The 23990-nt window shown below is 68.1% G+C and carries 30 protein-coding genes; 10 read left to right on the forward strand and 20 right to left on the reverse strand.

The window, feature by feature from the left end; all coding sequences use genetic code 11:
• The first annotated feature begins 8 nt into the window (after nt 1–8).
• From QBE02_RS07815 to QBE02_RS07825, 3 genes are all read left to right on the forward strand, one after another.
• Nucleotides 9–578, forward strand: coding sequence for a TetR/AcrR family transcriptional regulator (locus QBE02_RS07815; protein WP_279367789.1), 570 nt, complete (start codon nt 9–11; stop codon nt 576–578).
• A gap of 245 nt (nt 579–823) precedes the next feature.
• Complete coding sequence (locus tag QBE02_RS07820) at nt 824–1846, forward strand: TerC family protein (RefSeq protein WP_056226338.1); 1023 nt, start codon at nt 824–826, stop codon at nt 1844–1846.
• A 108-nt stretch (nt 1847–1954) separates the two neighbouring features.
• Nucleotides 1955–2920 carry an LLM class F420-dependent oxidoreductase gene (locus QBE02_RS07825; protein WP_279367790.1) on the forward strand — a complete coding sequence of 322 codons (966 nt, stop codon included), beginning with the start codon at nt 1955–1957 and terminating at the stop codon, nt 2918–2920.
• A gap of 33 nt (nt 2921–2953) precedes the next feature.
• Here QBE02_RS07825 and QBE02_RS07830 read toward each other — a convergent pair whose 3' ends face one another.
• The 5 genes from QBE02_RS07830 to QBE02_RS07850 all read right to left on the reverse strand — a co-directional run bounded on the left by QBE02_RS07830 (nt 2954) and on the right by QBE02_RS07850 (nt 6210).
• Nucleotides 2954–3847, reverse strand: a complete 894-nt coding sequence (locus QBE02_RS07830; RefSeq protein ID WP_279367791.1) for a helix-turn-helix domain-containing protein — start codon at nt 3845–3847, stop codon at nt 2954–2956.
• 314 nt (nt 3848–4161) lie between these two features.
• Nucleotides 4162–4653, reverse strand: coding sequence for an FBP domain-containing protein (locus tag QBE02_RS07835; protein ID WP_056226331.1), 492 nt, complete (start codon nt 4651–4653; stop codon nt 4162–4164).
• 258 nt (nt 4654–4911) lie between these two features.
• Nucleotides 4912–5289 carry a PPOX class F420-dependent oxidoreductase gene (locus tag QBE02_RS07840; protein WP_279367792.1) on the reverse strand — a complete coding sequence of 126 codons (378 nt, stop codon included), beginning with the start codon at nt 5287–5289 and terminating at the stop codon, nt 4912–4914.
• A complete protein-coding gene (locus QBE02_RS07845; protein ID WP_279367793.1) occupies nt 5283–5825 on the reverse strand; it encodes a 2'-5' RNA ligase family protein in 543 nt (180 codons plus the stop codon). The genes QBE02_RS07840 and QBE02_RS07845 overlap by 7 nt, the downstream gene beginning before the upstream one ends.
• Before the next feature lie 7 nt (nt 5826–5832).
• Nucleotides 5833–6210: a DoxX family protein gene (locus tag QBE02_RS07850; RefSeq protein ID WP_056226325.1), complete on the reverse strand. Its 378-nt coding sequence runs from the start codon at nt 6208–6210 to the stop codon at nt 5833–5835.
• A 169-nt stretch (nt 6211–6379) separates the two neighbouring features.
• On the opposite strand from QBE02_RS07850, the gene QBE02_RS07855 reads away from it, so the two are divergent.
• Nucleotides 6380–6673, forward strand: coding sequence for a hypothetical protein (locus QBE02_RS07855; protein ID WP_279367794.1), 294 nt, complete (start codon nt 6380–6382; stop codon nt 6671–6673).
• Between the two features lie 3 nt (nt 6674–6676).
• On the opposite strand, the gene QBE02_RS07860 is transcribed toward QBE02_RS07855, so the two are convergent.
• On the reverse strand, nt 6677–7003 hold the full coding sequence (locus QBE02_RS07860) for a hypothetical protein (protein ID WP_279367795.1): 327 nt from the start codon (nt 7001–7003) through the stop codon (nt 6677–6679).
• A 318-nt stretch (nt 7004–7321) separates the two neighbouring features.
• On the opposite strand from QBE02_RS07860, the gene QBE02_RS07865 reads away from it, so the two are divergent.
• Nucleotides 7322–7645 carry a MarR family winged helix-turn-helix transcriptional regulator gene (locus QBE02_RS07865; RefSeq protein WP_279367796.1) on the forward strand — a complete coding sequence of 108 codons (324 nt, stop codon included), beginning with the start codon at nt 7322–7324 and terminating at the stop codon, nt 7643–7645.
• 6 nt (nt 7646–7651) lie between these two features.
• Here QBE02_RS07865 and QBE02_RS07870 read toward each other — a convergent pair whose 3' ends face one another.
• Entirely contained in the window at nt 7652–7972 is a 321-nt protein-coding gene (locus QBE02_RS07870; RefSeq protein WP_279367797.1) for an ATP-dependent DNA ligase, read from the reverse strand.
• 75 nt (nt 7973–8047) lie between these two features.
• Between QBE02_RS07870 and QBE02_RS07875 the strand changes: the two genes are divergently transcribed.
• Both QBE02_RS07875 and QBE02_RS07880 read left to right on the forward strand, forming a co-directional pair.
• Nucleotides 8048–9073 carry a glycoside hydrolase family 6 protein gene (locus tag QBE02_RS07875; protein ID WP_279367798.1) on the forward strand — a complete coding sequence of 342 codons (1026 nt, stop codon included), beginning with the start codon at nt 8048–8050 and terminating at the stop codon, nt 9071–9073.
• 121 nt (nt 9074–9194) lie between these two features.
• Entirely contained in the window at nt 9195–10133 is a 939-nt protein-coding gene (locus QBE02_RS07880) for a response regulator transcription factor (protein WP_279367799.1), read from the forward strand.
• Between the two features lie 92 nt (nt 10134–10225).
• On the opposite strand, the gene QBE02_RS07885 is transcribed toward QBE02_RS07880, so the two are convergent.
• On the reverse strand, nt 10226–11695 hold the full coding sequence (locus QBE02_RS07885; protein WP_056226312.1) for a glycosyltransferase family 2 protein: 1470 nt from the start codon (nt 11693–11695) through the stop codon (nt 10226–10228).
• Nucleotides 11696–11838: 143 nt separating this feature from the next.
• On the opposite strand from QBE02_RS07885, the gene QBE02_RS07890 reads away from it, so the two are divergent.
• Entirely contained in the window at nt 11839–12918 is a 1080-nt protein-coding gene (locus QBE02_RS07890) for a hypothetical protein (RefSeq protein ID WP_279367800.1), read from the forward strand.
• Between the two features lie 15 nt (nt 12919–12933).
• On the opposite strand, the gene QBE02_RS07895 is transcribed toward QBE02_RS07890, so the two are convergent.
• A complete protein-coding gene (locus QBE02_RS07895) occupies nt 12934–13728 on the reverse strand; it encodes a fructose 1,6-bisphosphatase (protein ID WP_279367871.1) in 795 nt (264 codons plus the stop codon).
• Nucleotides 13729–13908: 180 nt separating this feature from the next.
• Here QBE02_RS07895 and QBE02_RS07900 point away from each other — a divergent pair, with 180 nt between their 5' ends.
• Together QBE02_RS07900 and QBE02_RS07905 are read left to right on the forward strand one after the other, a co-directional pair.
• The gene (locus QBE02_RS07900; protein ID WP_279367801.1) at nt 13909–15576 is read left to right on the forward strand and encodes a sensor histidine kinase; all 1668 of its coding nucleotides are present in this window, start codon (nt 13909–13911) and stop codon (nt 15574–15576) included.
• Complete coding sequence (locus tag QBE02_RS07905) at nt 15576–16691, forward strand: hypothetical protein (protein ID WP_279367802.1); 1116 nt, start codon at nt 15576–15578, stop codon at nt 16689–16691. Before QBE02_RS07900 ends, QBE02_RS07905 begins: the two co-directional genes overlap by 1 nt.
• Here the strand turns inward: QBE02_RS07905 and QBE02_RS07910 are convergent, their stop codons facing one another.
• The 11 genes from QBE02_RS07910 to map form a co-directional block, all read right to left on the reverse strand.
• Nucleotides 16692–17330: a hypothetical protein gene (locus QBE02_RS07910; RefSeq protein WP_279367803.1), complete on the reverse strand. Its 639-nt coding sequence runs from the start codon at nt 17328–17330 to the stop codon at nt 16692–16694. It lies immediately after the preceding gene.
• Between the two features lie 113 nt (nt 17331–17443).
• Nucleotides 17444–18136, reverse strand: a complete 693-nt coding sequence (locus tag QBE02_RS07915; RefSeq protein WP_074696433.1) for an endonuclease/exonuclease/phosphatase family protein — start codon at nt 18134–18136, stop codon at nt 17444–17446.
• A 69-nt stretch (nt 18137–18205) separates the two neighbouring features.
• Nucleotides 18206–19063 (reverse strand): tRNA pseudouridine(38-40) synthase TruA, encoded by an 858-nt coding sequence (gene truA / locus QBE02_RS07920; RefSeq protein WP_279367804.1) that lies wholly within the window; start codon nt 19061–19063, stop codon nt 18206–18208.
• A 114-nt stretch (nt 19064–19177) separates the two neighbouring features.
• Complete coding sequence (rplQ, locus tag QBE02_RS07925) at nt 19178–19741, reverse strand: 50S ribosomal protein L17 (protein WP_279367805.1); 564 nt, start codon at nt 19739–19741, stop codon at nt 19178–19180.
• A 42-nt stretch (nt 19742–19783) separates the two neighbouring features.
• Complete coding sequence (locus QBE02_RS07930; RefSeq protein ID WP_056226291.1) at nt 19784–20773, reverse strand: DNA-directed RNA polymerase subunit alpha; 990 nt, start codon at nt 20771–20773, stop codon at nt 19784–19786.
• Nucleotides 20774–20951: 178 nt separating this feature from the next.
• Nucleotides 20952–21350, reverse strand: coding sequence for a 30S ribosomal protein S11 (rpsK, locus tag QBE02_RS07935; RefSeq protein WP_013583990.1), 399 nt, complete (start codon nt 21348–21350; stop codon nt 20952–20954).
• Nucleotides 21351–21386: 36 nt separating this feature from the next.
• The gene (gene rpsM / locus QBE02_RS07940; RefSeq protein ID WP_056226287.1) at nt 21387–21761 is read right to left on the reverse strand and encodes a 30S ribosomal protein S13; all 375 of its coding nucleotides are present in this window, start codon (nt 21759–21761) and stop codon (nt 21387–21389) included.
• A 143-nt stretch (nt 21762–21904) separates the two neighbouring features.
• Complete coding sequence (gene rpmJ / locus QBE02_RS07945; RefSeq protein ID WP_005050492.1) at nt 21905–22021, reverse strand: 50S ribosomal protein L36; 117 nt, start codon at nt 22019–22021, stop codon at nt 21905–21907.
• 61 nt (nt 22022–22082) lie between these two features.
• The gene (gene infA, locus QBE02_RS07950; RefSeq protein WP_013583992.1) at nt 22083–22304 is read right to left on the reverse strand and encodes a translation initiation factor IF-1; all 222 of its coding nucleotides are present in this window, start codon (nt 22302–22304) and stop codon (nt 22083–22085) included.
• A gap of 141 nt (nt 22305–22445) precedes the next feature.
• Entirely contained in the window at nt 22446–23150 is a 705-nt protein-coding gene (locus QBE02_RS07955; protein ID WP_279367806.1) for a DsbA family protein, read from the reverse strand.
• Entirely contained in the window at nt 23150–23989 is an 840-nt protein-coding gene (gene map, locus QBE02_RS07960; RefSeq protein ID WP_279367807.1) for a type I methionyl aminopeptidase, read from the reverse strand. Before map ends, QBE02_RS07955 begins: the two co-directional genes overlap by 1 nt.
• Nucleotide 23990 lies beyond the last annotated feature (1 nt).

The following is a 23990-nucleotide window of genomic DNA, read 5'->3' on the forward strand; positions in this document are numbered from 1 at the left end:
TGTGTGGCATGACTCTTCCGCGCAGTGGCCCCGTGCGCAGCGAGGCGGCGCGCCTTGCGATTCTCGATGCCGCGGTGGCGCTCTTCGTCGAACGCGGATACGACCACCTCACGATCGAGGGGATCGCCCGACGCGCGGGCGTGGGCAAGCAGACGATCTACCGCTGGTGGGCGAGTAAGGGCGACGTCATCGCCGAGGCGATTCTCGAGGGCCGCTTGCTCGGCGGCCGACGCGATCTGCCCGACACCGGCGACCCGCGGACCGATCTCGCTGCGTGGCTCACCGACCTGTTCACTCTGCGGGCGAGCGCGGACGGCGAGGGAATGCTTCGTTCTCTCGTCGCTGCGGCCGCCGGCAGCGCCGAAACCGGCCGGCGGCTCCGCGCGGAGATCCTCGCTGCCCCTCTCGTCGAGAGCCTCTCGCAGGCCATGGGTGGCGTCTCGGGCCCGCGGCTCGACGCCGCCGCCGACGCCCTGGTGGGGGCGGTCATCCTGCGCGCCCTCAGCCGCGAGCAGTTCGACGCCGCCGACATGCTGGCCCTCGTCGACGCCGTCGTGGGCGGCGCTCCCCCGCGTTGAGGCGCACCGCCGTCGAACGCCGGGGTCCGGCATCCACCCCCGGATAGCACAGCGGGCGGATCGTCGTCCAGTCCCGGAACGCAGAGCCGGATGCCGTAGAATCGAGCCCAGCAAGGGGAGTACTCCCACCGCGACGTTCTCGTCAATACGGATCACGCCATCGTGAGCCCGGGACGTCGGCCCATCTCGCCGGGTGGAGGAGACCTTGGTGTCTTGTCGTACACCTATTTCCCTTGGAGGCCGCCATGGGCGTCACCCCTCTGATCTGGATCATCACGATCGCGATCACCATCGCCTTCTTCGTGTTCGAATTCTTCGCGCACGTCCGGAAGCCCCACGAGCCCTCGATCGCCGAATCCGCCCGCTGGTCGGCGTTCTACATCGGCCTCGCGCTCCTGTTCGGCGTCGGCATCGGAGTGTTCTCCGGTTGGACGTTCGGTGGGGAGTACTTCGCCGGTTATCTGACCGAGAAGGCGCTGTCGATCGACAACCTCTTCGTGTTCCTGATCATCATGACCGGGTTCGCCGTGCCGAAGATCTACCAGCAGAAGGTGCTGATGATCGGCATCGTGATCGCTCTGATCATGCGCGGTGCCTTCATCGCCGTGGGCGCCGCCCTCATCGAGAACTTCTCCTGGATCTTCTACATCTTCGGCGCGCTGCTGCTGTTCCTCGCCTATCGTCAGGCGTTCGCACACGGTGAGAGCGACCCCGCGAACGGCAGATTCATGAAGTTCGTCCGCCGCGTCCTGCCGGTGAGCGAGGAGTACAACGACGACAAGCTGACCGTGCGCAAGAACGGCAAGCGATTCGTCACCCCGATGCTGCTCGTGATCATCGCCATCGGCTTCATCGACCTCGTCTTCGCCGTCGACTCGATCCCCGCGATCTACGGCCTGACGAACGAGGCGTACATCGTCTTCACCGCCAATGCGTTCGCGCTGATGGGTCTGCGTCAGCTTTACTTCCTCATCGGCGGCCTGCTGGAGCGCCTGGTCTACCTCGCGCAGGGCCTCGCGGTCATTCTGGCGTTCATCGGCGTCAAGCTCGTCTTCCACGCTCTGCACGTGAACGAGCTGCCGTTCATCAACGGCGGCGAACCGCTGCTGTGGGTGCCCGAAATCCCCATCTGGTTCTCGTTGCTGTTCATCGCGGCGACGGTGGCAGTGGCGACCTTCCTCAGCCTGCGCAAGACCCGCAACGACGACAAGAAGAAGGAGCGGGAGACCTTCGAGGGCGAGAAGGTCATCCACGCTCCCGAAGACTGACCTCGTCACGGAGGGCCCGCACCGCGGGCCCTTCGTCGTGTCTGCCGCATCTGCGTGGCGAACGCAACCCCGGCGAGCGCGCTATTCCCCCGCCCTACCGTGGCCGACATGACGCGATTCGGCTACACCCTCATGACCGAGCAGAGCGGCCCCAAGGCCCTCGTCGACTACGCCGTCGGTGCCGAGCGCGCCGGCTACGACTTCCTCGTCTCGAGCGACCACTACTCCCCGTGGCTCACCAGCCAGGGCCACGCGCCCTACGCCTGGACGGTGCTCGGAGCGGTCGCACAGGCCACCACCGACGTCGAGCTGATGACGTACGTGACCTGCCCGACCGTTCGCTATCACCCCGCCGTGGTGGCCCAGAAGGCGGCGACCCTTCAGCTCTTGTCCGACGGTCGTTTCACTCTGGGCCTGGGGTCCGGCGAGAACTTGAACGAGCACGTCGTGGGTGAGGGGTGGCCCGCCGTCCACGCGCGTCAGGACATGCTCGTCGAGGCGATCGAGATCATCCGCGCGCTGCACACGGGCGACCTCGTCACCTACGACGGCGAGTATTTCCGCGTCGACTCCGCACGCGTGTGGGATGCCCCCGACGGTGGCGTCCCCATCGGTGTGGCTGTGTCGGGCGAGCACTCGATCGAACGCTTCGCCCCGCTCGGCGACCACCTGATCACCACCGAACCCGACGGCGATCTGATCGCCGGATGGGATGCGCACCACGAGGGCCCCTCGCGGAAGATCGGCCAGATCCCGGTCAGCTGGGATCCGGACAAGGATGCCGCGGTCGCCCGTGCCCACGATCAGTTCCGGTGGTTCGCCGGCGGCTGGGCGGTGAACGCCGACCTGCCCACTCCGGCCGGCTTCGCGGGTGCGTCGCAGTTCGTGCGGCCCGAGGACGTCGCGGAGTCGATCGCCTGCGGCCCGGACCTCGACGAGCTCGCCGAGAGCGTCCGCCCCTTCATCGACGCGGGGTTCACCGACATCGCGATCGTCCAGGTGGGCGACGAGCAGCAGCAGCGCTTCGTCGACGAGATCGCGGCCCCGCTTCTCGAGAAGCTCCGCGCGCTGTGACGGGTCGGGGTGCGCACTGCGCGCACCCCGGCATCACGCGCGTCCGACGTATCCCGCCTCGGCGACCCACCGCTCGAGCTTCCAGACGGGGAAGCGGAAGATCCGGGCGACGGTGACCACGTTGTAGTCCGCCTCGGCGACGGCCGCGACCGCGAATTCCCGGAGGGAGCGGAACTCTCGACCTGCGAGAACCCCCTCGCGCAGATCGGAGAAGGTCCGCGGTTCGCGGGCGACACCCGCATCCTGAGCGACGAGGACGTAGCGCGAAGTGAGCGGGGGCACGTCGCTTTCGGCCACAAGAGGAGCCGGAGGCGCCACGCCGATCTCCGTTCGGACGATCGTGGCGGTGGACGCGGGCGAGACGACGGTCGTCGCCGCCGGGGCGCTTCCCATCCACGGCGCCGGAGGAAGAGCGCCTTCCCACGACTTCTCCGTCGGTTCGATCGGGGGCGACGCGGGCGCGGGGTCGACTCGCGGCGGCGTGACGGAGGTCGTCTGCGGTGCCGGGGTGCCTTTCACCCACGGGGCGGCGGGGAGCTCCCCTCCCCAGATCACCTCACTGGGCACGACACGGGGGCTCGACGCGGGTGCGGGCGCGGCCGACGTCATCCACGGCGCCGGAGGGAGGTCCCCGCCCCAGGTCACCTCGCTCGGCACGACGTACGGGCTCTCGGGTTCTCGATCGCTCCGGTCCCGAGCCGTCTCGCCGAACAGCTCCGACAGATCGATCTCGAAGGCTTCCGCGAGAGCGACGAGGGTCGCCAGCGAGGCCGTCGTGCGTCCGGATTCGATCGCACGAACACGCGACTCCGAGATCCCGGCTTCGTACGACAGAGCCGTGACGGACAGGTCGCGCTCGCGCCGCAGACCACGGACTCGGTCAGCGAGGGTGTTCAGGACGGCGTCGAGGCGGTCGTCGACGGACATCGAGGTCACCTTCCGGCCTCAGTGCACGGCATCGATACCGCGCTCCGCGCGGGACATGGCCCCGAAGGACGCCGGTCTCGAGTCGCAGAACCCGCCTCGACCGCGCCGTGTGATCGTGCCGACACCATTCTCCCCCTCAGGCACCAAGCCGTCGACTCATGTCCGGGGGAGACACTGAACACTATCGCGTCCGACGATCGCCGTGTGAACGCCGCGCGCACCCCCTCGTGTGCGCCGGCGCGGCGCCCGCTCCGCCGGCGCCGCCCCACCGGACTGACCGCCGACGACTCGTCGGCGGTCAGTCCGGTTCGTCTTCAGGCGCCGTCGCGTAGGTCGCGGAAGAAGGTGTCGACGTGGGCGCGCAGCGCCTCGACCCGTCGATCGCGAGCGGCCGCGGCGTCATGCCCGAGGTAGGCGGGCGGATCGAGCCGCCGAACATTCCGCGAGCACTCGAACCGCGCGCACACGAGGGTTCCGACGGTGTTGCCCGCGCGCCCGGCCTTCCCGGCGCGGCGGGCGGCGAAGAACACGACGTCGTTCGGCAACGTCACATCGGAGCACCACGAGCATTGCGGGCGCGTGCGCGTCGGTTGCTCCGCTTGTCGCAGTTGAAGACCGACGGGGCTCCCGTCAATGTCGGCGACCACGAATCCGAGGAGCGGGGTCTTGGCGTCACGCCAGCCGAAGTAGTCGAGGCGGTCCCACGGAGCCGCGTCGAGGTCGGTGGGGATGACGATGGAGCTGCGCTCACGTGTGGAGACGTTGACGAAGCTGGAGCGGAGATCGGAGGCAGAGAAGGCGTGCATGGAGAGTCCCGTCGGTGAACCGCGTCGCGCGGGGCGGAGCGGCGACGAACGCGCGAGAAATCGCGCGGCGATGGGCCCGTCTCGAGAGGACGGGCGAGGTGGGCGCGCGCGGCGAAGCCGAGCGCCCGCGCCGGTCACCCGGCGAGGAAGGCGGCGTGCACGGCGCCTGTGCCGTCGGCGCTCCGCGCGCCGACGACCCCCTCACGCCCGGAGGGCATCGACGAGGTGAAGGGGGACATGGACCCCACCATACGCCTCTCAGCCTCGGAAGGCGGCCGAGCCGAGGATACGCTCGACGGTCATCTCCAGGACGACCCGATCGGGGTTGAGCCGCGGCTGCCGGTAGCGGGCGGCGTACAACTCGACCGCGTGGCTCACGGCATCCGGATCATCGCTCACCCGCGCCGCACCCTCGAAACTGATCCACTTCGCCCCGTCGACCGAGCAGATGGAGGCCCGGCCACTGCGCTCCGCGTTGACGAACTTCTGCGTTCCCCGCGATCCGATGACGCGGACGACGCCGTCCTCATAGGTGAACCCGACCGGGACGGAATGCACCCGCCCCGACCGCCCGATGGTCGACAGGGTGGCCAGGTGGTACTCGCGGAGGAACTCGAAGGCGTCGTCGGTCAGCACGATTCCAGGGTGCCACGTCCCACGAGATCCGTGACCGTCTTCGTCGCAGCGTCCCACCGGCGGATGCCGACCGCTCGCGCTGCGAGATCCTCGCCGCTCCGTTCCTCGAGGACGCCGAGCGCGTCGCCCAGGCGCTCCAGGGGCACCCGCCGGGCGAGTGTCACGTGCGCCGTCCACGCGCCGGGAACCGTGTGGTCGACGTCGGCCCCCGGCCCGGCGAGCTCGTGCACCCGGGCGTGCAGCGAGAGGAGCTCCTCCGTCGGGATCACGGAGCGCGCGATGACCCGGTTGCGTCCCCTCCCGAACAGGACGGGGGCCCCGAGGCGTAGCGCGAGCGGAAGAGCCGCCTCCAGGGGCGCGGCATCGAACGGCGCCAGGTCCGGTCGGACGAGGAGGGTCACGTGGGGGCGATTGCTCTCGCCACGGTGACGGGCCTGACTGGGCAGGTCGGCGCTGACGAGGGCGTCCCACTCTGCGCGGACGGCGGAGTCGGTCTCGTCGTCGAAGATCAGCTCGAGGCTGACCACATCCGTCATCGTCGCGTCACCGGGTGGACCACCACGCGGCCGCCACCAGGACGGGCTGGAAGAACAACCGCCCGAAACGCTTCTGGTCGGTGTCCAGCCCGAACGCCGAACGACCCTTGCGCCACTGGTCGATGTTGCCGGGGAAGATCGCTACGAAGAAGGCGGCGAGCGCGGCTCCGATCCGACGCCGCTCCTTCGGGAGGACGAGGAGCGCAAGCCCGAAGGCCGCCTCCACCACGCCGGATGCCACGACCACCGCGTCGCGATCGAGCGGACCGTTCTCGACCAGCACGTCGGGCACCTGGGCCTGGAAGTCGCGGCGGGCGAAGGTCAGGTGCGAGACACCGGCGAACAGCATTGCCAGGGCGAGAGCCCAGCGCACGACAGATTTCATGGAGACACCGTACGACGGTCCTCGGTCGCCGCGGGCAGGCTTGACGCCACGTTCCGGCGGTTCTGTGCCCCCCCTCAAGAATCGCTACGGCATACATCCCGATTGCGCAACCCCGGGCCGCCGACGGCGCACGGCGGTTGACTGGCACCACGGACGAAGGAGGTGCACCGTGACCATGACCGATACCGCGACCCGCGAGAGTCGAGAGCAGGATCTCGACGCTCTCCTCGTGCGCGCAGCTTCGGGCGACTGCGACGCCTTCGTCGAGTTCTACGACGCCACCTCACCCCGCGTCTATGCGGTGCTGCTCTCCCTCACGGGGATCGCGGCGCGCGCCGACGCGCTCCTCGAGGGCATCTACGTCGAGGCGTGGGAGCGCATGCGCGGGCGCTCGGCTCCCCCGTGCCCCGGAATGGAGTGGATGTCGGCCATCGCTCACCGCCACGCCACGGCGCCGCGGTGAGCCTCAGCGGGCGTCCGCGACGAGTGCAGTGGTGCTGTCGCCGAGATCGAGCGTGAGACCGCTCGATGAATTCGCCGCATTCGCCAGGCTCTGCAGCAGGGCGGGGTCGAGCACCTCGGGCTCCGCAGATCCGAACACGAACCGCAGGGGAATCGACGGCTGGATCCAGAGAGTGCTCCGCCCGGCGGGTTCATCCGATGGATGCCGCCATGAGACGGTGAAACTCTCGCCGCGACGCAACTTGGTCGCGATGACGACCTTGACGTGCGCGAGGACGCGATCGGGGATGCGGATCGGGCTCGGAGAAGACCCATAGAACAGTGAGCCCATCGGCGTCTCCTTCCGGGTGATTCCGGTCTTCTGATCATACGAGATCCGCCCCGCTGAGCACATGAACCGAAAGGGAAGTCTGAGCGTGATCTCCCTTGTCGGACTCGAGCCGGAATACATCGGTCGGCTGGAATCTCGGCGACCTAACTACAATGCCTACACGGGGGCTCTACCCCGAGGAGACTTATGACGCTCGAGACGCAAGACGATCACGCGATGACGGCGGCGCGCGCGGTCGAAAGGCTCCGCCTGGCGGAAGCCCGGCTCGCTCGGCGGCGGCAGACGGATTGCGGTCCTAGCGAGAACGCCCGCGCGGCAATGCGTCTGATCCTTGAACGCGCCGATGCCGGAGTCACTGTCACCCCCACCGAGATCGCCCAGGCGCTCGAAATCTCCACCGCCTCGGTCACGGGGATGCTGGACCGCCTGCGCGCGGGCGGGTTGATCGATTTCGTCGCGAACCCCTCGGACCGCCGGAGCAAGTTCGTCGTCCCCTTCGATCGCGGCACCGACCCGGATGCCATCGACCCGGTGACCGCCCGCATCCGCGAATTCGCCCTGGGCCTTCCGGACGACACCGCGGATCAACTCGCCGTGTTCCTGGACCGTGTGCGCGAGGTCGTCGACGCCGAGTGCGCCTGAGGGAGCTCAGCCCATCGAGGCGGAAACCGCGTCGGGGTCGGGCTCGGCCGTGATGCTCAGTCCCTGCGGGGAACTCGCCTCGTCCATGAGAGCTTCAACCCACCGACGATTGAGCTGCGGCGCTCGACTGCCGTAAAAGTGGAAGACCAGCGGGATCGACGGCGAGATCCAGAGCGTGCGGGTCCCGCTGCCGTCCCCCATCGGGAACTGGAACATGAAGGGTTCGCCGCGGCGCAGCTTGTTCATGAAGACCACTCGGAGGTGGGACAGGGTCCGGTCCTCGATGTCGAAAGAATGCCCGAGGGTGTTGTAAACCAGTTTGCCCACGGCTTCAGTCTATAACGCTTCACCCCCTTAACTACCTCGGCCCTGGCCCCGCTCACCTCGACTAGAGTCCTGAACGTGGCGAGATCACCCCGGCCGAGGCGGCCCCGACGGCGGGTCCCGCGCGCGCTCATCGTCGCCGGTGCGATCGTCGCCGTCGTCGCTCTCATCGTCGGAATCGGCGTCGTCGGGAGCCTGGTCACGAACCTCTTCCAGACGCTGTCGGCGAAGCCGCCGGCGGTCGGCACCCGGATCATCGCGCCGGACGAGTCGAAGGCCGCGCAGGCCGCACGCTCGGGAGAGGGCGACACCGACCAGGTGGCGGCCGCGCAGTGGCTCTCCACGCAGCCCACCACGTACTGGCTCACGCCTGAGCTCGACCCCATCGATGAGGTGTGGGACCGAATCGCTCACCTCGCGGCCGAGGCGCGCGACCAGAAGGCATCCATCTCGGTCGCGGTGTACGGACTCCCGGACCGCGATTGCGGCAATCACTCCGCGGGGGGCCTCGACCCCGCGTCGTACGCGCAGTGGACCAAGCGCATCGGCGACGCCCTCCGCAACGCCTCCGACATCCAGAAGATCGTCGTGCTCGAGCCGGACTCCATCGCCCTGTCCTCCTCGTGCGGGTCGGTGAGCGATCGCGCGGGCTACCTGCAGCAGGCGGTTCAGAACATCCGTGGAACGAACACCTGGATCTACGTCGACGGCGGCCACTCCGCGTGGCATCCCGCCGCCGAGATGGCGAGCCTGATCTCGGCGATGGGAGTCCTCCCCGACGTCCGAGGCGTGGCCCTGAACGTCTCGAACTACCAGGACACCGCCGCGGAGTTCGCCTACGCCCACGAGCTGTCCGATCTTCTCGGCGGAACTCACGCGGTCATCGACACCTCGCGCAATGGCGCTGGCCCCGCCGGGTCGGAGTGGTGCAACCCCTCGGGCCGCCTGGTCGGCAGCCCCGGCGGCTCCTACGGCGATGGAGTGGTCGACACCAACCTGTGGATCAAGCCGGCCGGTGAGAGCGACGGCGAGTGCAACGGGGGTCCCGTCGCCGGCGCATGGTGGCCGGCCGCAGCGGCGGAGTTGACCCGCGAACAGCGCTGACCCAGGGGTCGACCGCGACCGTGCCGGGAAGTGTGTCAAAATTGCGCTCGTCGCGCTGCGACACCGCGACTCGGGGGAGAACGCGGGCACGGTCCCGTGCGAAGCCGGAAGAGTGGGTGACATGAGCGACAGCACCGAGATGCTGAAGACAGCCGTAATCGTGGAAGACGATCCCGATATCCGCCACCTGCTGGTCGAGGTGCTCGAATCAGCGGGCTTCTCCACCGTGTCCGTCGGCAACGGGATCGACGGGGTGCGCGCGGTCATCGCCTATCAACCGCTCATCACCACGCTGGACGTGAACATGCCCGGCATCGACGGCTTCGAAGCCGCGCGCCGGATCCGCCAGCAGAGTGACACCTACATCATCATGCTCACCGGTCTCGAAGAAGAGGCCGACGTGGTCCTCGGTCTCGGCGCCGGCGCCGACGAATACGTCGTGAAGCCCTTCCGCCCGCGCGAGCTGCGCGCGCGTATCGAGGCGCTGCTGCGTCGCCCCCGGGGCGGAGAGTCGGCCGTCTCGTCGGCACCGCGCCAGGACAGCGTCGGCCCGTCCTTCCCGGCGGGCCGCTCCGAGGCCCCCAGCGTGCAGCCCGCCGCCACCGGTCCCACGGCGGCCGTCATCGTCCCGTCGTCGCAGGGACCGGAGCCTCGACAGGCCGCTCCGGGTGGAGAGGTCGTCCCGCGGTCGGCACCGGGAGAGCTCACTCCGACCGGCGGCGCCTGGGTCGCGCACCGCGACCTGCTTCTCGACCCCGACAGCCGGCTCGTCCGGGTCGGTGGGGAAGAGCTGGAGCTCACGCGGACCGAGTTCGACCTTCTCGCGACCCTCATGGAATCGAAGCGACGCGTCCGCAGCAAGGCCGATCTCACCCTGGTGCTCCGCGGGGAGTCCTACGTCACGAGCTACTTCGTCGGCGAGGCGGACAAGCGCGCCATCGAGGCGCACATGACGAACCTGCGTCGCAAGCTCGGCGACAACCCCGCGAACCCGCGCTACATCGAGACCGTTCGCGGAGTGGGCTATCGGCTCACCTCGGAGCTGCTCGCGACGCCCTGACGCTCCGCGCAGACAACGGATGCCTCGACCCTCCCCAGGGCCGAGGCATCCGTTTTCTCTGATGCGTTCGGGCGTATCAGACCGGGTGTCCGTCAGACCTTGAACCCGTGGTGGCGACGGACGAGCTTGGAGAACATGAGGAGCGTCTGAAGGACGGTCACGACGCCGACGATCGGCCAACCGATCCATAGGATCGACGACTGCACCATCGGACCGACCATCACCCAGATCACGGCGAGCGCGATCGCGACGGCGACCAGCACGACCATCGGGGTCCAGTGGCCGAGACCGCCACCGCGTTCGGCCTTGGCCTGCATGGCCCAGTTGTCGACCTTCTTGCGCGAGAGGAATCGGGTCCAGGAGCGCACGAAGTGGCTGATGCGGATCCACATGAAGATCTCGGCGGGGAAGAACAGGACGGCGAAGAGCACGTCCGTGCGATCGACGTTCTTCATCGTGCGGGCGATGCGCAGGTTCAGCAGCATCGCGATCACCGGCGGGATGAGCCACAGCGGCGAGAACACGAAGGCGCCGATCGAGAGCGAACCCGCCAGCAACGTGAGGAAGGCCACGCGGACGAAGAGGTTCGTCAGCATGCCGAAGTTCTCGAACCAGCGCAGGCGCAGGTTGGGGTGGAACGGCTGGCCCTTCGTATCGCCGCGCTGGCCCGGCCACATCAGCTCGATGGCACCATAGGTCCACTTCACCTGCTGGGCGTCGTAGCCGGAGAGGGTGGTCATGCCGCCCACGTCGGCGCGGGCGTACGGGCTGATCTTCGTGAGGTAGCCCGCGCTCTTGATCTGCAGAGACAGCAGCGAGTCCTCGACCTCGGAGTCCTTCACCCAGGGGGTGGACTGGTGGTTCTGCTTCATCGCGTCGCGCAGGGCGTTCGTCGAGAAGATCGAGAACTGCCCACCGAGCACGGCCATGTTGCGGCCGCGGAGCATGTTCTGCAGGTTGAATGCCGCGAACTGCGTGCGCTGACCCGCGGTGAGGAACCGCGCGACGAGACCCTTGATGGGCTTGTCGTCGATCGTGTAGATCGCCGAGATACCACCGATGCGCGAGTCCGAGATCGCCTCGGTCTCGAGGTACTCGACGGCCTTGGAGTCGGCGATGGTGTCACCGTCGACGCCGAGGAGGTAGTCGTACCCCTCGACGAGCGAGTAGCCGTAGTTGAGCGCGCCGACCTTCTTGTCGGGGTTCTTGCCGATGTCGTGCACGAAGACCTCGGTGAACTGCTCGCCGAGTTCGGTGTGCAGCTCGTGCGGTCCGCTGAACTCCGACGCGATCTTCACCGTGGCATCCGAGGTGTTGTTCACGACCACGTGGATGACGTCGGGCACACGGGTCTGAGCGAGGAGGGCCTCGATCACGTCCGCGATCGACTCCTCCTCGTTGTAGGCCGGGATGACGCAGCCGATGGTGGACCGGTGCACGGAGGTGTTCTCCAGCACGGCCGCGAAGTCGTCGGCGAAACCGTGCTCACCCGCGGCCTCGAGCGCACCCTGGTGCATGTCGAAGTCCCTCGTGTGGGGGGTGAAGCTGCGCGCATCGGTCATGGCGGTGTCTTCCTGTCGGTTCTCGCGGCGTATCGGCCGAGTCCTACTCTGGTAGGTTCGCCGCAAGACGACCGCTGTACACGACCACCGTCGCCGCAAGATTTGCTCAAGATTGCGGCGGCACCCGAAGGAGACGTCCGTCCGTGATCGTCCTCGCCCTGCTGGCATCCATCGCCGCCGCGGGAGTCGCCCTCACGATGCTCTTCCTGGCCCACGGTCGACCCGACGACGATCGGGGCGGAGAACGCGCCGACATGGTCCGGTACTTCGGTATGTCTGCGATCGCCGCCCTCGTGTGCGGGGCGATGAACGTCATGGAGACCGCGTGGGACTCGGTCGCCGCCGCGGCCGCCGGGAACGCGACCAACATCGTGGCGGTCGGACTGCTGTGGGCCGGCGCACGTCGATTGAACGGTCGACGTGCGATCGGCGCCGTGAGCACGGGCGCCGGCGGCATCCTCCTCTTCGGCCTGACCTTCCTCGTCCCCCTGGACGACGCGACTCTCCTCAAAACGGCCGGTCTCGTCGTGTTCTCGGCGCTGTGCGCGCTGGAATGCGCGCGCCCACCGGTCGGGCAGCTGGGCGGGGCACGGCTCCTCTCCTGGACGTTGAGCCTCTACGCCGCCTACAACCTCGCCCGCCTCACCGTCGCCGCCGCCTTCGGCATGGGGCCGCTGCTTCGGCCCGGCCCGGTATCGGCTGAGACCACGGCGGCCGTGAGCGCGGTCGCGATCGCCCTGGTCTCCGTGGGCGCCGTCTGGGTCGGTCGCCAGCTCGACGACGCCCCCGCGCCCGGAACGCGGGCCTTCGCGCGGGGAGCCCTCCGCCGTGAGACCAGTCGCCTGCTCTCGGAGCACGCCATCATCCGCGCGACCCTCGTCCGCGTCCCCGAGATCGACCTGATCCGCGCCGCCCACAGCGGCGAGCGGGGAGAGACGATGCTGCGCACCGTGGCCGACGCCGCGATGGATGCGGTGCCCGGTGCCGTCACCGGGATGCCGGCGCGCGACACGGTGTTCGTCGTCGCCCCCGCAGCGACGGACGCAGCCGGGGTCGAGGAGTCGCTGCGCAACGCCTTCGCGCGCCGGATGCCGTCGATCGATTACGACGACGTCCCCGATCTTGCCTTCGAGCACCATCTGCTCAGAGACGTCGACGACCTCTCGTGGCTCATGGAGAGCCGGCGGTCGCGACCGCGTCGGACGCAGTCCGGAAGCAACTGAGTCCGACGCGCAGGGTCAGCCCTGGTTCGTGGTCTGTCCCCAGCCGGGCGCGCGTCCGTTCGTGCTCGATGTACCCGTGCTCTGCCCGTTCGTGGACTGTCCCTCGTCGGCGAAGATCGCGATCGGGAGGTACTGGTAGACGGTCTGCTGACTGAACGAGGTGTCGGTGTTGGCCGTTCCCTCGACGGCGACGTTCAGCGCGAACTCCAAGGTGATGCCGTAGGTGTCCGTCGGAAGCTGCCGGATCGAGGTGGTCGGCACGAGAAGACCACCCTGGAAGCTGTTTAGAAGCAGTCCCCGGTCGGAGCGCAGGGTGTCGGAGGGAACCAAGGTCCGCGGGTCGGCGCTGAACTGGAAGGGACTCGACACCTGGCCGCTGGTCTGCGCGGTCTGTGAAGTGATCGAGATGGACGAGACGTAGACGCGACGCTTCTGGGCGAGGACGGCCTTCTCGTCCACGCGGTTGTCGACGATGTTGATCGCGAACCCGAGCTGCTTCTCGTTCGTCGCGGTCCACTCCATCGTCCGCTTGGGATCGACCGCCCAGACATCGAGGCGCAGCTCGAGGCCGTCGGCGACTTGCGACGTCAGACGCACGGACCCGTCGTAGGTGAACTGCGAGTCGAAGGGCTTCGTGCCCGCCGACGACTGCGGCACGGGGGTGGGTACGACCACGGACGCATTGCTTCCGGCCTGTCCGGGGAACTGTCCGATGACGTCGGCGATCTGGCTGCAGCCGGACAGCATCGTCGGGACGAGGGCGAGGGCGGCGGCGGTTGCCGTTACGCGTGCACGACGGCGAGAGGGCATGCTCACAGGTATCTCCTGAGGAACGAGCGCGAAACGCGCGAGAGGTCGATGATCGACCATCACGCTGCAGGATGCAGGCCTCAGGGGGAGTCTGACCGGGCGACGCGATCGGGATCACGCGCGGCGAGCAGAGACAGGATGGCGCGCAGAAGACTACACCACTCTCTATACACTCGGAGAATGGCATCCTTGAGGAGCGTCCCCCCGGCGGTTCCTCCGGAGGGCATTCCCGACGACGACACGACGAATCCGGGCAGTCGCACGCGTTCGGTGTGGCTCCTGCAGTTGGTGCTGGGCGCGAGTGTGGTCATCACGGTGCTGCTGGTCCAGGCTCTCGAGCCCTCCCTCTTCTCGCTGTGGCCGTTCTCGTCCGGGGTGGGCGTCATCATCGCGCTCACGGCGATCGCCATCGTGGTGCCTTGGCAGAAGCTGCCCCGGTCGGCGGTCGCCGCGATCCCGTTCGGCGACATCATCGGCATCGGTCTGCTGAGCTTCGGAACCGACCTCCGCTTCGGTTACTTCTGGGTCTTCCCCATCATCTGGATCGCCACCCACTTCACCCTCGTCTACCTGATCTCGGCGATCAGCGCGGTCGGCGTCATCATCGTCGTGGATGCCACGGTGAACGCGTCCGGCCCGGTGACGGCGCTCCGACTGATCGTCGTCCTCCTGTCGCTCGCCTTCATCGCCATCACGTCGTTCCTCTCGGCCCGGCAGACGAGGGCGTTCAAGCAGCTGCTGCGACGGCAGGCCAGCCGTCTGCAGGGGACTCTCCAGCGCGTGTCCGGTCAGGAACGGCGCGTCTCGCAGATGCTGAACGGGCTCGACACCGGCATCGCGCGCCTGTCGGTCGACGGCGAGGTGCTCGCCCTGAACGACACCTACGTCGCCCTCTACGGGGTCGAGCGCGACGAACCGCAGCGCCCCGGGTCGGCTGTCGAATACGCGACGCTGAGGGGCGAGCCTCTGCCCGAGGCGGAGCGACCCTTCGCGCGCGCGTCGCGGGGCGAGCAGTTCGACGACGAGCGTGTGTGGCTGTTCGATCCGCACGGGGAGTGGCACGCCCTGTCCGCCTCGACCCGACGACTCATCTCTTCAGACGAGCCCGAGAGCACGCTGCTGATCGTCCACGACATCACCGCACTGATCGAGTCGGAGCGCGCCCGTGAACGCCTCGCCGCCACGGTGTCCCACGAGCTGCGCAACCCGCTGACGGCGATCATCGGACACGCGGATCTCGCCCTCGACGATCCGAACCTGTCCCCCAAGGTCCGGGAGCAGCTCGAGGTGATCGCTGGCGCCGGCGAGCGGATGCAGAAGCTCATCTCCGAGATCCTCGCGACGTCTCGAGGTGTGTTCCGCGAGACCTCCTCCCCCGTCGCCGCCGACGCGAGTCGGATCATCGCGTCGTCGCTGGCGTCGTTCCGCCCCGCGGCCGCAGCGCGTCGGGTGAGCGTCGTGGACGATCTGCCGGAATCGGCCGAGGTCGGCGGAGACGCCTTCCGTCTCCGCCAGGCGTTCGACAACATCCTGAGCAATGCCATCAAGTACACCCCGGCGGGGGGAACGATCCGCATCTCGGGCGAGGTCTCGGAGGAGGACGTGATCCTGCACTTCGCGGACACGGGGATCGGCATCCACCCCGATGACCTCGAGCGCGTCTTCGATCCGTATTTCCGCGCGCAGTCCGTCCGCGAGAGCCCCACACCCGGGACCGGGCTCGGAATGGGCATCATCCGCAGCATCGTCGAGGATCAGGGCGGTTCGCTCTTCCTCGAGAGCGAGCTGGGCGCAGGCACGACGGTCACGGTGATCCTGCCCGCCCGCGCCGAAGCCGGAGCCGCCTGATGCCGTCGGACGTCCTGTCCAATCTTGGTTTGGCGCAGGCGACGGTCGCGACCCTCGGGACCGTGATGATCATCGGGTTGGGCTTCTTGCACCGTCCCTCCCGGTCCGCGCTGCTGTGGTCGCTGGCGTTCGTGTTGGCGATGTCGAGCACCTGGGTCTCGGTCACCGGGGCGATCCTCGGGGACGAGACCGTCCGTCGCGCCGGCCTCGGTCTCATGCTGGGGGCCCCCGCCCTCATCTGGTCGGGCTTCCGTGCGCGTCGCGGGGCGCGCGCCCTTCCCTGGGTCGGGGCCGCCCAGGCCGTGGCGACGGCGCTCGTCTTCGTCCTCGTCACCGATCTCAACGCCTACGGTCTCGTGTTCCGCTTGGCGTTCGTCGGCTCCTCGGTCTTCGCGGGTCTCACCGTGTGGGAGTTGCGGCTCGCCGCCGACCGCCTTGAACGCTTGGCGCTCCCCCTGACGATCGTCTCGGCCGCCTTCGTGGCGCTGGGGGTCGGGACGCTGATCTCGGGGCTCGCCGCGCCCACGACGCTGGGCGATCTCGAACTGCCGCGAGTCCTCAACGGGCTGGGGATGCTGATCTTCCTCGTGTGCGCCACGGTCTCACTGCTGTATTTCACCTCGGTCTCCCCGAGTGGCCGACGCGCGGCATCGAGTTGGCCGCACTTCGTCGTCACCGCCACCGACCGCCTGTCCCGCGCGGAGCGCGCGCACGAGGAATCGTGGGCCGTCTTGAGCGTCCGTCTCGACGACCCCGCCCAGCTGCGGAGTGCTGCGGGCGAGAGCGGTTGGCTCAGCCTGGTCGCGCGGTTCGAGGCGATCGTGGCCGATACCTTTCCCGCCGAGGCGGACTTGGGCCGGGAGATCCGCGGCCGCGTGGTGGTCGTCGTCTCCCGTCCGGACTCGGTACTCCGCGAGCACGTGCGCTCCGTCCTGCGCCGGGTCACCGAACTCGACGTCTCCGCCTTCATCGACATCCAGCTCTCCGCGAGCGTCGGATGGGTTCCGGCGGCGACCGGCGGTTACGATCTGACCTCGCTCATCGCCGCAGCGGACGCGGCGGCCGGGGAGGCGACGCGCCACGGCGGCGACCGGTGGGAGCGCGTCAGAGCCTGATCAGCCGCCGGTGCCGGCGTCTCCGCCCCCCGCGATCGCCACGGTCAGCGAATCGCTGGCCGTCTGCTTCGCGAACTCGTTCGACGTGGGGGTGGTCTGAACCAAGAACTCGAAGGTGAACTGAAGGGTGACGAATGTCGCCTCCGCCGGAACCTCTCCGACGTTGAACGTCTGCGAGTAGCTGTACGGCGAAAGGACCAGGTAACCCGGAGCATCCGTCTGGTCGCTCTGGGGCGAGAGCGCAGCGAACGACTGCGACGCGTTGCCCGGTACCGCCGTCATCGTTGCCCGCTGCAGGTACACCTTCTGCCCGTCGTTGGGCGTCACCGTCGTCTCCATCGAGAGGTTGACGGGCTTGAGAGCGGTCGCCGTCCAGCGGTCCATCGAGAGCGTGGACCAGTAGTTCACCGTGGCGGCGACGGATCCTGCCGTGAGCGAACGTTGCGTGGACCCGCTCGACAGGTCGTTGCGGACGGGCTGCGGGACCGTCGTCATCGTGGCCGTGGGCGACGCGGACGCGGGCGCTTGACCGCCACCCTGAGCCCACGGAGGAGCTCCGCACCCGGTGAGACCGAGGACGGCCGTCACCGCCACGGCCGTGCCGAAAACCGCTCTGCGGCGACGCGCTGCGAGACGCATGAATCCTCCCCCGGACCTTTCCCCCCAGTGTAGGTGGCGTGGAGTCGGGTACCGCCGACCACAGGTGCTGGCCTCGTTGGCGCCGGGGGCGCGGGAATCATCGCCGTACCGATTCACGACGCCGCGAAGCTGTGGCCCTGCGTCACCTCTGCGGTGATGAGGATGGGCAGGTGATCGCTGAGCCCCTGGGGCAGCGTCTTGATGTGCGCGATGTCGAACCCGATCGACGTCGCGAAGTCGTAGTGGCCCCGGAAGAAGCGGTAGCGGGTGTAGGTGCGGGCATCGCTGAGGGTGAGCTCGTACCCCTGGTCTCGTACTTTCTGCCCCAGGTTCTCTTTGAACACCGGATAGTTGTAGTCGCCCACCATCAGCGCGGGCAGACCGGGGCCGAGGTTCTGCAACTCAGCCAGAGCGGTGCGGATCTGGTGGCGGCGCAGGGAGTTGAGCGCGGTCAGCGGCGCCGCGTGGAACGACGCGACGATGACGTCGCGCCCACCGTCGATGTCGCGCAACCGCACGCCCAGCATGCGCTCCTCCGCGGGCTTGAGGACGTAGTCGTGCAGGGACTTCTTCAGCCCGATGGCACGGACCTCTTCGGCGCGGAAGGTGTTCTCGCGGTAATAGACGGCGAGACCCAGGCGGTTGCGCTGAGTCGCCTCCGCAAGCCGGAGACCGCCGATATGCTCGGGGATGTCGGTGGAGTCGCACTCCTGCAGGCAGAGCACGTCGACCTCGTGCGTGTCGACGAGGGCGACGAGCTCACCGGCGGCGCGGTGCTTGTTGAGGTTGTACGAGATGACCTTCATGGCCCACACAGCATACGACCGGCGTCGAAGAGCGGGGCGAGGGTTGCGCTCACGCCGCTCGAGGCGGATTCAGGATGCCGCGTCGTCGGCGTCGCGACGGTTGCGCGTCTGCTCGGCCCGCGCGGCGAGCAGGTCATCCGCGGGGTAGCCGACCTCGGCAAGCACGAGACCGCGGGCTGCCAGCACCTTTGTCTCCGGAATGCGCAGGCGCGCGTCCCGGATGGCGACGACATCGTCGACTCCGATCCGCCCCTCCCCCACGGCGACGCACGCGCCGACGAGGGCGCGCACCATGCTGTGGCAGAAGGCGTCCGCGCGCACGTTGGCGACCAACACACCGTCGTCACCGCGCCGCCAGTCGTATTCGAGCAAGGTCCGGATCGTCGTGGCCTCCTCGCGCGCTTTGCAGTACGCGGCGAAGTCATGAAGTCCGATCAAGCGCCCCGCGGCGGCATCCATCGCCTCGACGTCGAGCGTGCTTCGCAGTGTGGTCGTCCGCAGCCGGTCGAGGGGGTCGTAGCCGGTCGTCGCGTCGGCCAGACGGTAGCTGTACCGGCGCCAGACGGCCGAGAATCGTGCGTCGAACCCTTCGGGGGCGATCGAGGTGCGACGCACCGTCACGTCGGGATACGCACCGAGGACTCCCCGCACGCGGCCGGCGAGGGCAGCGACGGCATCCCCCTCGTCGTTGTCACGCCTGCGGCGGGGCAGACGGGCCGCCTGCTCCTCGTCGAGGTCGAGATGCGCGACCTGTCCGCTCGCGTGTACACCTGCATCGGTTCGCCCGGCCACGACCAGTCGCGGTGAGCCCCCGACGATGCGCTCGAGCGCGGTCTCGAGATCGCCCTGCACCGTGCGCAACCCGGGCTGGCGGGCCCAGCCGCGGAAGTGCGAGCCGTCGTAGGCGATGTCGAGACGGATGCGCACGCCTCCAGCCTACGAGCGCCGAGGGGCGCTCGCGAACGCGAGCGGGCGACAACCGTGCGCGAACGACGAAGCCCCCACCCTGATCGGGTGGGGGCTTCGTATGAGCGGGGAGGCTCAGGCCTTGGCGTCGTCCTGGACGGCGTCGTCGGCGGCGGCCTCGGCGGCAGCGCCCTCCTCTGGCGACTCGGCGCCGGCCTCGGCGGCCTCGTCGTTCGAGGTCTCCTCAGCAGCGGTCTCGTCGGCGGTGGGCTGCTCGGCGGCGGCCGGGGCGGCAGCGGCGGCGGGGGCCGCAGCGGTCTTGTTCGACGCCTTCTTCGCGACGGGCTCGAGCACGAGCTCGATCACGGCCATGGGGGCGTTGTCGCCCTTGCGGTTGCCGACCTTGGTGATGCGGGTGTAGCCGCCGTCACGCTCGGCCACCAGGGGCGCGATCTCGGTGAAGAGGGTGTGCACGACCTCTTTGTCGCCGATGACGCTCAGCACGCGACGACGCGCGTGGAGGTCGCCACGCTTGGCGAAGGTGATGAGGCGCTCAGCGAGCGGGCGGAGGCGCTTGGCCTTCGTCTCGGTCGTCTTGATCGACTTGTGCGTGTAGAGGGCTGCCGCGAGGTTCGCGAGAAGCAGACGCTCGTGGGCCGGGCCGCCTCCGAGGCGGGGACCCTTCGTGGGCTTGGGCATGTCTTATTACTCCAGGAGAAGGTTCGGTCGGGTCCGACGGGGTCAGACGGTTTCTTCGTCGTAGCCGCTGTAGAACTGAGCGCCGTCGAAACCGGGCACCGAGTCCTTGAGCGACAGGCCGAGGGAGGTGAGCTTGTCGCGCACCTCGTCGACCGACTTCTGACCGAAGTTGCGGATGTTCATCAGCTGCGTCTCGGAAAGGGCGACCAGCTCCGAAACGGTGTTGATTCCCTCGCGCTTGAGGCAGTTGTACGAGCGGACCGACAGATCGAGGTCTTCGATCGGCATCGACAGCTCGTTCGAGAGGACGGTCTCGACCGGCGCGGGGCCGATCTCGATGCCCTCGGCCTCGACGTTCAGCTCGCGGGCGAGGCCGAAGAGCTCGACGAGGGTACGACCGGCGGAGGCCACGGCATCGCGCGGGGCAATGGAGGCCTTCGACTCGACGTCCAGCACCAGCTTGTCGAAGTCGGTGCGCTCACCCGCACGGGTGGCGTCGACGCGGTAGCTGACCTTGAGCACGGGCGAGTAGATCGAGTCGATCGGGATCTGACCGGCCTCGGCGTACTCGTTGCGGTTCTGGGTCGCCGAGACGTAGCCGCGGCCACGCTCGATCGTCAGTTCGAGCTCGAACTTGGCGGTGTCGTTGAGCGTCGCGATGACCAACTCGGGGTTGTGCACCTCGACACCCGCGGGAGCGGAGATGTCGGCGGCGGTGACCTCACCGGCGCCGGTCTTGCGCAGGTACGCCGTGATGGGCTCGTCGCGCTCGCTCGAGACGACCAGCTGCTTGATGTTCAAGATGATCTCGGTGACGTCTTCCTTCACGCCCGGGATGGTGCTGAACTCGTGCAGGACGCCGTCGATGCGGATGCTCGTGACGGCCGCGCCGGGGATCGACGACAGGAGGCTGCGACGCAGCGCGTTACCGATCGTGTAACCGAAGCCGGGCTCCAGCGGCTCGATGACGAAACGGCTGCGGAACTCCCCGATCTTCTCCTCGGTCAGAGTGGGACGCTGTGCGATGAGCACTATGTGTTCCTTTCGATCACGTGCCCGCTATATGACACGTGTAATGGGGTGAGGTGTTGAGTTGTACTCGCGGGATGCCGCGTGACCTCGACGGTCGCTCGGGGCATCCGGAAGTCTGAATCGCGCGGGAGCGCGGCGTTCCCGGGGAGTGACGAGCACTCCCCGGGAACGAGACGCATCAGACGCGGCGACGCTTGGGCGGACGGCAGCCGTTGTGGGCCTGCGGCGTCACGTCCTGGATCGAGCCGACCTCGAGGCCGGCCGCGGTGAGCGAACGGATCGCGGTCTCACGACCCGAACCCGGACCCTTCACGAAGACGTCGACCTTCTTGACGCCGTGCTCCTGCGCCTGGCGAGCGGCCGACTCCGCGGCCATGCCGGCGGCGTAGGGCGTCGACTTGCGCGAGCCCTTGAACCCGACACCGCCGGACGAAGCCCAGCTGATGACGGCACCCGAGGGGTCGGTGATCGAAACGATGGTGTTGTTGAACGTCGACTTGATGTGGGCCTGACCCACGGCGATGTTCTTCTTTTCCTTGCGGCGCGGCTTGCGCGCGGCGGACTTGGCCTGTGCCATGTGCGTTCTCCTGAATCCTGACGCTCAGCCCGCGGCTTAGCGCGCCTTCTTCTTGCCGGCGACGGTGCGCTTGGGACCCTTACGGGTACGCGCGTTCGTCTTCGTGCGCTGACCGCGCACCGGGAGGCCGCGGCGGTGGCGCAGGCCCTCGTAGGAACCGATCTCGACCTTGCGGCGGATGTCGGCGGCGACCTCGCGACGGAGGTCACCCTCCACCTTGTAAGTGCCTTCGATGTGGTCGCGCAGAGCGACCAGCTGGTCGTCGGTGAGGTCCTTGACGCGGATGTCCTGGCTGATGTCCGTTGCGTTCAGGATCTCGACGGAGCGGGTGCGACCCACGCCGTAGATGTAAGTAAGTGCGATCACCACGCGCTTGTCGCGCGGGATGTCGACGCCGGCGAGACGTGCCATGCGGCTCTCCTCAGAGTGTCGTGGAGGTGTGGAGCAGGATCGGTGCTCGGGCCTCCGACCCGAGGTGTCCCCCATCCGCCTTCGCGGACGGGATCTGATCCTGCCGTTGCGTATTCAGTTGGAAAAGGTGTCGAGCTGGAAGCTCAGCCCTGGCGCTGCTTGTGGCGCGGGTTGCTCTTGCAGATCACCATCACGCGCCCGTGACGACGGATCACCTTGCAGTGGTCGCAGATGGGCTTGACGGAGGGGTTGACCTTCATGATGTTCCTGATTTCGCTGTCTTCGAGACCGCGGAAGCGGCTCGTTACTTCTCGGCCGGACTCAGCGGTAGCGGTAGACGATACGACCACGGGTGAGGTCGTAGGGGCTCAGTTCGACGACGACGCGGTCCTCCGGGATGATGCGGATGTAGTTCTGCCGCATCTTGCCCGAGATGGTCGCGAGCACTTTGTGCCCGTTCGTCAGCTCGACACGGAACATCGCGTTGGGCAGTGCTTCGGACACCGTGCCCTCGATCTCGATGACACCGTCTTTCTTCGCCATAAACTCGCTCACGCTCAGTTGCAGACCGGCCGGTCTGCGGTGGATGGGGATTCGGTGCTTCGACACGCCAATGAAGGCGCAACGCACCAAAGATCAAGCATACGTGGTATCGCCTGACCCGGCAACTCGCCGGGAGTGTCGTCAGCCGTTGAGGCGGGCGACGATGTCCTTCTGCGGGTCGCCCGACAGGTCGGTCTGGTTCTGCAGGACGGTGCCGTTGACGGCGATCGTCGGCGTGGCCACACTCGTCGCGTTCGGCTGCAACGGGGTCTTCTGCGTCATCGCCGTCACGAACTTGGAGTACGTGCCCGACGTGATGCAAGAGGACACGGCATCCGATGCTCCCGCTGACGTCGCGATCGAGGCGAGGGTCGCGTCATCGAGGCCCGCGGTGTTCTCCTTGGGCTGCTGGGCGTAGAGCGCCTTCACGAACGCCGGAATGTTCGCGGAGTTGTCCACCGCGACGCAGTACGCGGCGTTGGCCGCACGGGTCGAGTACTGGGTGCCCTGCGAGAGACGGTCGAGGATGGCGATCGGGTGGATCTTCAGCGTGATCGTGCTGTCGTCGACGAGCTGTTGCAGGGTCGGGCCGTACGCCTGCTCGAACGAGTTGCACACGGGGCACATGAAGTCGATGTAGGTGTCGACGGTCTTCTCACCCGATCCGACGGAGATCGCACCGGTCTCGGTGTCGACCGCGGAGGCCTGCGGCAGCGTGCCGGGCGAGGTCGCCTGGCTGTTGGCGAACCACACCACTCCCCCGACGATCAGGACCACGACCAGAGCGGCGGCGGTCACGCCGATCGCGAACCAGTTGGTGGTCTTCCGCGCGGCGGCCATCATCATCAGTCGATCTCCTTCGGCACCACACCGAACGGCGCCAGTTTCTCGGCACCGCCGTCATGCGCGGTGAGGACCCAGATGCCTCCATCATGCACGGCGACACTATGTTCCCAATGGGAGCCGGCCGTGCCGTCGACGGTCGAGACGGTCCACCCGTCGTCCTCGGTGAACGTCTCCTGGTCGCCGATGACGACCATGGGCTCGATCGCGACCGCCAGGCCGGGGCGCACCTCGGGTCCGCGGTCCGCAACCGCGTAGTTGAAAATGCTCGGCGACTCGTGCATCTTGCGGCCGATGCCGTGACCCACGTAATCCCGCAGGATGCCGTAGCCCCCCGCGGGCGCGTGCTCCTGGATGTACTGCTCGATGGCCGCGCCGACTTCGGAGAGGTGGCTGGCGCGGCTGAGCGCCGCGATCCCCGCCCACAGCGATCCCTCGGTCACCTCGGACAGTCGCCGACGCGGTGCCACGAGTTCTTCGGGCGCCTCTCCCGGCACGATCATCGTGAAGGCGGAATCGCCGTTCCATCCGCGGAACTCCGCTCCCGCGTCGATCGAGAGGATGTCACCCGCCTGCAGAGGACGATCTTTCGGGATGCCGTGGACCACCTCTTCGTTCACGGAGGCGCAGATGGTGTGCCGATAGCCTCGCACCATCTGGAAGTTGGACACCGCTCCGCGCGCCGTGATCAGCGCGGACGCCGCCGCATCGAGCTCAAGCGTCGTGACGCCCGGCGCGATCAGTGCGCGGACGGCATCCAGTGCATCGGCGGTGATGAGTCCGGGTTCGACCATCGACCGCAGCTGCGCGGGCTTCTTGTAGATCGAGGAGCGCAACCCCACG

It is taken from the genome of Microbacterium testaceum (genome assembly GCF_029761935.1).
Lineage (GTDB): Bacteria > Actinomycetota > Actinomycetes > Actinomycetales > Microbacteriaceae > Microbacterium > Microbacterium testaceum_A.

Excerpts from the sequence above, each read along its gene's own strand:
- QBE02_RS07865 (WP_279367796.1), top strand. The coding sequence starts at position 7,322 with ATGCGTCTGATCCTTGAACGCGCCGATGCCGGAGTCACTGTCACCCCC.
- QBE02_RS07845 (WP_279367793.1), bottom strand. The coding sequence starts at position 5,825 with ATGACGGATGTGGTCAGCCTCGAGCTGATCTTCGACGACGAGACCGAC.
- infA (WP_013583992.1), bottom strand. The coding sequence starts at position 22,304 with ATGGCGAAGAAAGACGGTGTCATCGAGATCGAGGGCACGGTGTCCGAA.
- rpsK (WP_013583990.1), bottom strand. The coding sequence starts at position 21,350 with ATGGCACAGGCCAAGTCCGCCGCGCGCAAGCCGCGCCGCAAGGAAAAG.
- QBE02_RS07915 (WP_074696433.1), bottom strand. The coding sequence starts at position 18,136 with ATGAAGGTCATCTCGTACAACCTCAACAAGCACCGCGCCGCCGGTGAG.
- QBE02_RS07850 (WP_056226325.1), bottom strand. The coding sequence starts at position 6,210 with ATGAAATCTGTCGTGCGCTGGGCTCTCGCCCTGGCAATGCTGTTCGCC.
- QBE02_RS07815 (WP_279367789.1), top strand. The coding sequence starts at position 9 with ATGACTCTTCCGCGCAGTGGCCCCGTGCGCAGCGAGGCGGCGCGCCTT.
- QBE02_RS07885 (WP_056226312.1), bottom strand. The coding sequence starts at position 11,695 with ATGACCGATGCGCGCAGCTTCACCCCCCACACGAGGGACTTCGACATG.
- QBE02_RS07820 (WP_056226338.1), top strand. The coding sequence starts at position 824 with ATGGGCGTCACCCCTCTGATCTGGATCATCACGATCGCGATCACCATC.
- QBE02_RS07880 (WP_279367799.1), top strand. The coding sequence starts at position 9,195 with ATGAGCGACAGCACCGAGATGCTGAAGACAGCCGTAATCGTGGAAGAC.
- rpsM (WP_056226287.1), bottom strand. The coding sequence starts at position 21,761 with ATGGCACGTCTCGCCGGCGTCGACATCCCGCGCGACAAGCGCGTGGTG.
- QBE02_RS07835 (WP_056226331.1), bottom strand. The coding sequence starts at position 4,653 with ATGCACGCCTTCTCTGCCTCCGATCTCCGCTCCAGCTTCGTCAACGTC.
- QBE02_RS07900 (WP_279367801.1), top strand. The coding sequence starts at position 13,909 with ATGGCATCCTTGAGGAGCGTCCCCCCGGCGGTTCCTCCGGAGGGCATT.
- QBE02_RS07860 (WP_279367795.1), bottom strand. The coding sequence starts at position 7,003 with ATGGGCTCACTGTTCTATGGGTCTTCTCCGAGCCCGATCCGCATCCCC.
- QBE02_RS07895 (WP_279367871.1), bottom strand. The coding sequence starts at position 13,728 with ATGCCCTCTCGCCGTCGTGCACGCGTAACGGCAACCGCCGCCGCCCTC.
- rplQ (WP_279367805.1), bottom strand. The coding sequence starts at position 19,741 with ATGCCCAAGCCCACGAAGGGTCCCCGCCTCGGAGGCGGCCCGGCCCAC.
- rpmJ (WP_005050492.1), bottom strand. The coding sequence starts at position 22,021 with ATGAAGGTCAACCCCTCCGTCAAGCCCATCTGCGACCACTGCAAGGTG.
- QBE02_RS07910 (WP_279367803.1), bottom strand. The coding sequence starts at position 17,330 with ATGCGTCTCGCAGCGCGTCGCCGCAGAGCGGTTTTCGGCACGGCCGTG.
- QBE02_RS07955 (WP_279367806.1), bottom strand. The coding sequence starts at position 23,150 with ATGATGATGGCCGCCGCGCGGAAGACCACCAACTGGTTCGCGATCGGC.
- QBE02_RS07830 (WP_279367791.1), bottom strand. The coding sequence starts at position 3,847 with ATGTCCGTCGACGACCGCCTCGACGCCGTCCTGAACACCCTCGCTGAC.
- QBE02_RS07905 (WP_279367802.1), top strand. The coding sequence starts at position 15,576 with ATGCCGTCGGACGTCCTGTCCAATCTTGGTTTGGCGCAGGCGACGGTC.
- QBE02_RS07825 (WP_279367790.1), top strand. The coding sequence starts at position 1,955 with ATGACGCGATTCGGCTACACCCTCATGACCGAGCAGAGCGGCCCCAAG.